The sequence below is a fragment of the Microbacterium sp. genome, from assembly GCF_052102115.1.
GTDB lineage: Bacteria > Actinomycetota > Actinomycetes > Actinomycetales > Microbacteriaceae > Microbacterium.
In genome coordinates, this window is the sequence record NZ_JBQDVP010000024.1 from 29,050 (window position 1) to 36,248 (window position 7,199).

Annotated in this window: 6 protein-coding genes; 1 reads left to right on the forward strand and 5 read right to left on the reverse strand. The window is 67.2% G+C overall.

From position 1 onward, the window contains the following. Nucleotides 1-103: 103 nt before the first annotated feature. The 5 genes from ACTICP_RS09225 to ACTICP_RS09245 all read right to left on the reverse strand — a co-directional run bounded on the left by ACTICP_RS09225 (nucleotide 104) and on the right by ACTICP_RS09245 (nucleotide 5,683). A complete protein-coding gene (locus ACTICP_RS09225) occupies nucleotides 104-1,585 on the reverse strand; it encodes a response regulator transcription factor (RefSeq protein WP_441891633.1) in 1,482 nt (493 codons plus the stop codon). Nucleotides 1,586-1,680: 95 nt separating this feature from the next. After that, nucleotides 1,681-3,531: a choice-of-anchor G family protein gene (locus ACTICP_RS09230; protein ID WP_441891635.1), complete on the reverse strand. Its 1,851-nt coding sequence runs from the start codon at nucleotides 3,529-3,531 to the stop codon at nucleotides 1,681-1,683. A 62-nt stretch (nucleotides 3,532-3,593) separates the two neighbouring features. After that, nucleotides 3,594-4,361: a hypothetical protein gene (locus ACTICP_RS09235; protein ID WP_441891637.1), complete on the reverse strand. Its 768-nt coding sequence runs from the start codon at nucleotides 4,359-4,361 to the stop codon at nucleotides 3,594-3,596. Further along, nucleotides 4,358-4,921 carry a signal peptidase I gene (locus tag ACTICP_RS09240; protein WP_441891639.1) on the reverse strand — a complete coding sequence of 188 codons (564 nt, stop codon included), beginning with the start codon at nucleotides 4,919-4,921 and terminating at the stop codon, nucleotides 4,358-4,360. Before ACTICP_RS09240 ends, ACTICP_RS09235 begins: the two co-directional genes overlap by 4 nt. 63 nt (nucleotides 4,922-4,984) lie before the next feature. Then, complete coding sequence (locus ACTICP_RS09245) at nucleotides 4,985-5,683, reverse strand: SipW-dependent-type signal peptide-containing protein (RefSeq protein WP_441891641.1); 699 nt, start codon at nucleotides 5,681-5,683, stop codon at nucleotides 4,985-4,987. Between the two features lie 233 nt (nucleotides 5,684-5,916). Here ACTICP_RS09245 and ACTICP_RS09250 point away from each other — a divergent pair. Continuing rightward, nucleotides 5,917-7,199 (forward strand): HAD-IC family P-type ATPase (locus tag ACTICP_RS09250; RefSeq protein WP_441891643.1); only part of this gene is annotated, 1,283 nt, incomplete at its 3' end.

Sequence of the window (7,199 nt, forward strand, 5' to 3'; positions counted from 1 at the left end):
CGTTCTCGGGTCGTTGAGCGAGCCGAAGGCGAGACGAAACGGGTTGAGCGACGAGCGCAGCGAGGAGTCGAAGCCCCCGCCCTCGCCCTCGCCGCTGCCGAGATCAGATCAGTCCGCGGTCGTACGCCTCGCCCAGCAGAGCATCACGACTCGAAGCACCGAGCTTTCGGTACAGGCTCGATGCCTGTGTCTTGATTGTGTTCATCGACACGAACAGGCGCTCGGCGATCTCCCTGCGGCTGAGCCCCTCGGCGATGTGAGCGAGGATCTCGGCTTCTCGCTGCGTCAGCCACTGCATCGGTCGCTTCGACGGGCCGGGCTCGCCTGTCAGCGTCGCACGGATGTGGTCTCCGACGGAGCCCGCGACCGCGAGGTTGAAGCGCACGAGACCGTCGGAGAGCTGTGTCATCTGGTGCTGGGCCGTCTCGGCTGCGACTTTCTCATCGAGAGCGGTGTGCGCGAGATGCACGACACTCAGCCGCCAGATCTCCAGCTGACGCAGCCCCTGCGTCTGCGGGGCTATCCGGATGGCCAGGGCGAGCGCCTGCGCCGGGGATCCGGTGTCGAGGGCGATGCCCGCGGCAGTGAGAGCCGTAAGCGGCAGCTGCTGATCCGCCGATGCAAGCCCGCCGCGTGCGAGTGCGCTGTGGCCTGCCCTGGCGGCGAGCGCGGCACGGGCGAGCGGAATCACGCTGCCCGGCAGGCCCTGTCCGCTCGCGGAGCCTGGGAGATCGGCGGCTTCGAGTGCGGTGAGCAGTTGTTCTGCGCCGGTGTTGCCGGCCAGCGCGAACGGGGCGACCGCGAGCACGTAGAAAGGCCACATCTCGCCGATATCCCGACGGGGGATCGAAAGCAGCGACTCGAACGCGCTCGCTGCCTCGGATTCCTCGAGTAGGGCTTCGGCCAATTGCGCGGTGGCGTCCACCACGGGCTCCGCCCAACTGCGGGTCCGGGGCAGGCCTGCGGCATCGTCGAGCTCTCGGCGTGCCAGATCGGGATCGCCGACTACGGCATGGATGAGAGCGGCCTTGGCGTGAGCATCGCGGATCAGGAAGACGAGGTCGGCGGGAGGATCCGTCCACTTCACCCGCTCGAACTCCGCCAGCGCCCCGGTCAGATCACCCGCCAGCATCCGGGTGAGCCCGGCTTGAACCCCCGCGAACGACGCGGCGCCGAGTGAGCCGTCCACGAACGCGATGCTCGCCGGTGCGTCGGCACGGAGCCGGTCGACCTGCGACAGCGCGAACTGCATTTCGCCGCGCAGCCGAGCCTCGAGGATGACCATGGCAGATGTGGTGGCTCGGCCGATCGCGTCGTCGGTCTTCAAGCCGTTCTGCTTCGCGTCGTCGAGCAACGACACGGGGTCGCCTCGCAGAACAGCGAGGACATAGCCGGCCAGAGCGTGACTCCGCAGCTCCGCTTCCGGAGCAGCCTCGAGCACCGTGCGCAATTCGCGCGGATCGAGACCGAACCAGACCTCGATGTAGTGCTTCTCGAACAACTCGGGAATCAGCTCCCGAGGCCCTGCATCTCGCAACTCGATCAGTTCTTCGAGCACGCCGAACGTCGATGTTCCCCTGGCCATAAGGCCTCCCCTTTGTCCCCAGAAGGTCCCCCACGGACCTTCGTTCACCATATCGGCTCGGAGCGAATCGGTGGCGATTCGAGTCAGAATGCGGGTCAATAGCCGGCGCAGCGCCCGTCGCCCTCCCAGACGTCGCCTACCGCGCAGCTCACACCGACCGAGGAGCGCGCGAGCTCGAGGTTGATGTTTCCCGCCGTGCCGGCCATATCAAGGACGCTCACGCTCAGAGCAGCGACGTCGTACCGACCTTCGGGAATTGATCCGTCCTCCCAGTCCGGATACGTCAGGGGAGGGTCCGGGTCGTTGCCCGCGGCAGGATCGTTCTGCACGTTCACCCGGAGCGAGATCAGGCCGTTCACATCGTCGTTGCCGAAGACGCCGGTGAGAAGAGTGTCGACTGCATCGCTCACGAGGTCTATCGCAGTCGTCAGGGTCGATGTCAGAGTGCTCCCTAGGGTCGAGACAAGACCGTCCGGCTCAAGGAGCGCCGGCTTGATTGCGTCGCCTACGATCTTCCCGGCGCCGCCTAGCAGTGCGTTGGCGATGGCGTCGAGGTTGCACACGAGCGGGAGGCACAAGCCGAGCACGTTGATCTCCGGGTTTGTTGCGACCTTTCCGTCCAGCAACTCCTGCAGGCTTCCTTCGACAGTGACATTGACGCTCGCAACCCCAAGCAGGCGGACAGACACGACCGCCTTGATATGTGCACTCAGGATGCTGCCATGAACCGCCGCGACGACGCTTTGCACCCATCCGTCCAGCGCTCGACCCATTGCTGCGGCGAGCGCGTCGGTCACGCCGGTGTTCAAGACCAGCTCTGTGTTCGGTGGTAGGTCGTTCAGTCCGAAGCCCGGGGCGCCATCGAATCGGCTTCCGTCGTAGGCCTCACCGAGCAGCGAGGCGAGATCAACTTGAACACGGCCACTGCCGAGGTCGAGCGTCACCGTGCCGGCGGGATCGCTGATCGACGCCTCGAGGAGGGGCGCGACCACGGACGCGGCGTCGAAGCTGATGCTTTGAATGTCGAGGTCCACAGACCCGAGCCCGAGACCACCGAGAAGACCGTTCAGCAGCGATCTGACACCGCTCGTCACCGCACCTGCCACAGTCGTGTCGTCGTCGAGTCCTTCGAGACCGGTTTGCACTCCGGAAAGAGCGCTGCCCAGCTCAGTCGACAGTGCGGTCTTTAGGCCTCCGATGAGTCTCGGCGTGCCGATCTCGGCATTCAGCCCGGCGATCGCATACTTGCGTTCCAGGTGCGTATCGATGTCCCCGGTCCACGCTGTCTCGCACGCGTCGAGCGTCGCGCGGCTTGCCACAGCGCCGATCTCCAATTGCAGTTCGGCGATGTCCGAGACGATTTTTGCGAGACTTTGTCCTGTCAACGCTTCCACGAGAGTCGAGAGCTTCAAGGTTCCGAGGGTGGGAAGGCCGGGATTGTCGTCGTTGTCGGCTTGAATCGATCCCGAATCGCTGACGAAGCCGCTGGCGCCCGCCGATTCGCCGTTGTCCACCGCGTACGCGAAGTGGTTGACAGCTCCCACATCAGCGGCGACCGGGATGGAGAGTACGTCGTCGAGAGTGCTGGGTTGTCCGTTGTTCCACGGTGTCAGCGGCAGATAGATCCCCTCAAGCACTGTGGCACCCAGCGGGTTCACGTAGGCGTCGCCGACATTGTGCGCGGTCGTTGGGGCGGGATTCGCACTCTCGCCGTCGTTCGTGACGGTCATGCCGTCGAGGGCTGCGATGCTGTCGAGGTCCAGCGACGTCAGCTCGCCACCCAGCAGCCGCCCGGCGCCGCGGGTCTTGAAGACGCCGTCGTCCGTGCACGAGACGGTTCCGACTTCGCCGTGGTCCCACTCGTCGCCGGTCCACGATGCCGATGTCACCACGATCGGGGTCAGGTTCGTCACCACGAGAGCTGCGGCGACGCTCAGGATCGACACGGTCGATGCGCGCCGGGCCAGCTTCCTGCTCGACGCACTCCTGCGGAACGTCGCGCGCGTTCTCACGATGTCCTCCCCGACGCCTGCCGACGGCGCGATGAGTGCACGCGGCCGAGCACCAGGCCGAGTCCGATCGTGCCGGCGCCGATCAGCGCCAGCGAGATCGGCAGCAGTCCGCCCGTCGTCGCCAGGTCGGGTTCCTGGACGATGGGCTTCTCCGGGGTGGCGATATCGTCACCCGCAGAGAACAGACCGACGCCGATCTCGCCGCGCAGTCCCATAAGTGTCTTGTCGTCTGCTCCGCCCGCGGGCACCGCGAGCGTCACGACGAAGGATCGCCCCTCGTCGCTGGTGATATCCCGAAGCGTCCACACGTCGTCGGTCTCGTCCGCCGACGGGTCCGAGGTGATATCGGCCAGCGGCTGCTGAGCGACGACGGTCGTGTAGTCGGCGCCCTGGCAGGCGGGCCGCTCGCGCGGGTCATCGCCGACCAGCGTCCCGTCGCAGCCGTCGACCGCGATCATCAGCGGATGCTGCGGATGCTGTATCAGCGCGCCGGCACCGAATACCCGCAGGGCGAGCGAACCGCGCTCGGCGCCCTCCAGCGACGCCTCGATCGACCAGTACCGGATCTCGCCGGGACTCAGGTCGAAGAACTCCGTCGGATGCGGCTGCGCGTCGACGATGAGGTCGCCGCGCGCGGCATCCGCCGGCTCGGCGACCGCGGCATACGACTGCACCGACACGGAGACGAGCCCGAGCGCCAAGGCGGCGCCGGCGACCGCCGCGCCCGACGCGCGCATTCGGCTCCAGCCGTCGCTCTTGCTCATGGTCGCCCCTCGCTCAGCGCCAGTTCTTCTTCGATCTCGTCCACGGGGGCCGGCCAGAATGCCCAGACCACCAGCATCCCGATCACCAGCACCAAGCCGCCGAGGAACAGCGGGGAGGTCACCACCGAGAGCACCGCGCCCGCGTACGGGATCGCGAACTGTGCCCGCAGCACCTTCTCCACCGTGTACGGATACAGATCGTCCGTCTCGTTCGCGTCGCCCCGCATCACCAGCTCCCGCTTGTCAGGACTGCCCGGCACGTCGTCGATGCGCACGATCCGGTGCGTCACCAGGGGAGATGCGTCGTCGAGTTTCGCCGTCACCACGTCGCCGACCTCGAGCTCGCCGGCCTCGGCGGGCAGCGACAGCGCCCCCGAGCCCTGCGGCATCTCCGGGCTCATCGAACCGGTCTTGAGCACGACGATCGTCGCGCCGGTGACCTGCGTGAACACGGTCCAGCCGACCGTCGCGAGCCCGAGCAGGGCCGCGACGACGAGCACGATGTCTTTCACGCGCCCGGGCCGTCGCCGGGCGTGTGCGTGACGCGGTTGAGCAGTCATGATTGCCTATGTCGGCCGGGATGCCGGATCAGCAGCATCCCGGCCCGAACCTGGATGTGATGATCAGTTGGAGGTCGCCGCGAAGCGCCACGCCGGGAAGACGACTCGGCCTTGGAGGTCTTGGTTGTCGGCCTCAGTTTCGGGCAGGGTGATCGCGAAGCAGTAGTACTGTACGTTGCCGCGCTCTGCGGACAGCGCTTGCGGGTCCGCCGTGATCGCCGCGTCGAGCGCCTGATCTGTGACGATCTGCGTGCCGGCCGAGGCGAATCCGGCCGGAGTGCAGTTGACTGCCGTCGCGGCCGTGTCGGTGACACGAACGGAGTAGGTCAGAACGTCCCACAGGGCCTCGCCCGCATCGACAGCCGTCTTGCCGATGGCTGCGATCGCGGGTGTCAGCTGCAGTTCGCCGGCGATCGAATCCGCCGTGGTCGTCAGCGCGACGGGGGCATAGATCGTGTCGCCCGGGGTGAGGCCCGTCGGGTCGACATTGAAGATGAGTTCGTTGCCGGGATTGGTCTCGTGGTCGGTGAATGTGCTCGCCGTCGTAGGCGCGGTCGCACCGCTCCACGCGTTCTGCTGGACGTTGAACGAGCTCGTTCCGACGCCGTCGCCTCCACCATCGGCGCTGGTGCCGCCGAAGACCCATTCGGTGTCGTTCCACGCGGCGAGCGTGACGAGGCCGGCGACCCCGAGCGCTGTTCCGCCGGCGATGATGGCCATGACCTTGCGGCGACGGCGGACTGACACTGCACGTACTGACATTGGAAACCCCTCTCCATTCCGTTCCGCCGACGTGTTCGCCGCGGACCTCGCAGAGGACGCCTCGCGCGTAGTGGACTTTGGTCGACCCTCTTACTAGCCATATGTATAGCGCGTTGTCGGTCGTTTGTCCGTGGCGTCCAGGAGGTGGCTCCTCTCGACCGAATGGATACCCCCTGGGGGTATAGGTGTAGTCTGGTGGTGTCGCATTTGCAACGCGCAGAGGAGAGAATCCGATGAGCCAGCACGATCACGCCATGCACGAGCGAGCGGATGCCGGGCAGCATGGGAGCCACGCCGGGCATGCCGCACACGAGATGCACGAGCACGCCGGCCAGGCCGGGCACCAGCACGGCGGCCACGGGCACGGGGGACACGGCGATCACGTCGGCCAGTTCCGACGGCTGTTCTGGATCATGCTGATCCTCGCGGTGCCAGTGGTCGCCTTCTCCGGTGCGTTCGCAATGCTGCTCGGATACCAACTGCCTGATGCCACCTGGGTCGCCTGGATCTCGCCGGTGCTCGGCACCGTGATGTACGTCTGGGGCGGAACGCCCTTCCTCACCGGCGCCGTGCAAGAACTGCGTTCACGCGCACCGGGCATGATGCTGCTGATCGGGCTGGCGATCACGGTCGCCTTCCTCGCCTCGTGGGGCGCGAGCCTGGGACTGCTGCACCACGAACTGGAGTTCTGGTGGGAGCTCGCGCTGCTGATCGTGATCATGCTGCTCGGCCACTGGATCGAGATGCGCTCGCTCGCCCAGACCACCTCGGCCCTCGACTCGCTGGCAGCCCTCCTGCCCGACGAGGCCGAGCGGGTCGAAGGCGGCACCACCGTCACGGTCGCCCCGGCCGACCTGCGCGTCGGCGACGTCGTCGTGATCCGTCCCGGTGGCCGCGTCCCCGCCGATGGCCGGGTCGTGCAGGGCTCGGCGAGCATGGATGAGTCGATGATCACGGGGGAGTCCCGCACCGTGCGCCGCGCCGACGGCGACCAGGTCGTCGCCGGAACCGTCGCCACCGACTCAGGCCTGCGCGTCGAGATCACCGCGATCGGCGAAGACACGGCGCTCGCCGGCATCCAGAAGCTCGTCACCGAGGCGCAGAACTCGACCTCGCGAGCCCAGCGCATCGCCGACCGCGCGGCCGCCCTGCTGTTCTGGTTCGCGCTGACCGCCGCCGTGATCACCGCCATCGTCTGGACGCTGGTCGGCCTGCCGGATCAGGCCGTCGTGCGCACCATCACCGTCCTCGTCATCGCCTGCCCGCACGCCCTGGGCCTGGCGATCCCGCTGGTCGTCTCGATCGCGACCGAACGGGCCGCGCGCAGCGGCGTGCTCATCAAAGACCGCCTGGCGCTGGAGAGCATGCGCACCGTCGACACCGTGCTGTTCGACAAGACGGGCACCCTGACCAAGGGAACGCCTGCGGTCACCGGCATCCATCCCGTCGATGGCGATGCGGAGAAGCTGCTCGCGCTCGCGGCCGCGGCAGAGACCGACTCCGAGCATCCGCTGGC

What these genes read in the sequence shown, in the direction of transcription:
- ACTICP_RS09240 (WP_441891639.1), bottom strand. Translation starts at nt 4,921, where the DNA reads ATGACTGCTCAACCGCGTCACGCACACGCCCGGCGACGGCCCGGGCGC.
- ACTICP_RS09245 (WP_441891641.1), bottom strand. Translation starts at nt 5,683, where the DNA reads ATGTCAGTACGTGCAGTGTCAGTCCGCCGTCGCCGCAAGGTCATGGCC.
- ACTICP_RS09235 (WP_441891637.1), bottom strand. Translation starts at nt 4,361, where the DNA reads ATGAGCAAGAGCGACGGCTGGAGCCGAATGCGCGCGTCGGGCGCGGCG.
- ACTICP_RS09225 (WP_441891633.1), bottom strand. Translation starts at nt 1,585, where the DNA reads ATGGCCAGGGGAACATCGACGTTCGGCGTGCTCGAAGAACTGATCGAG.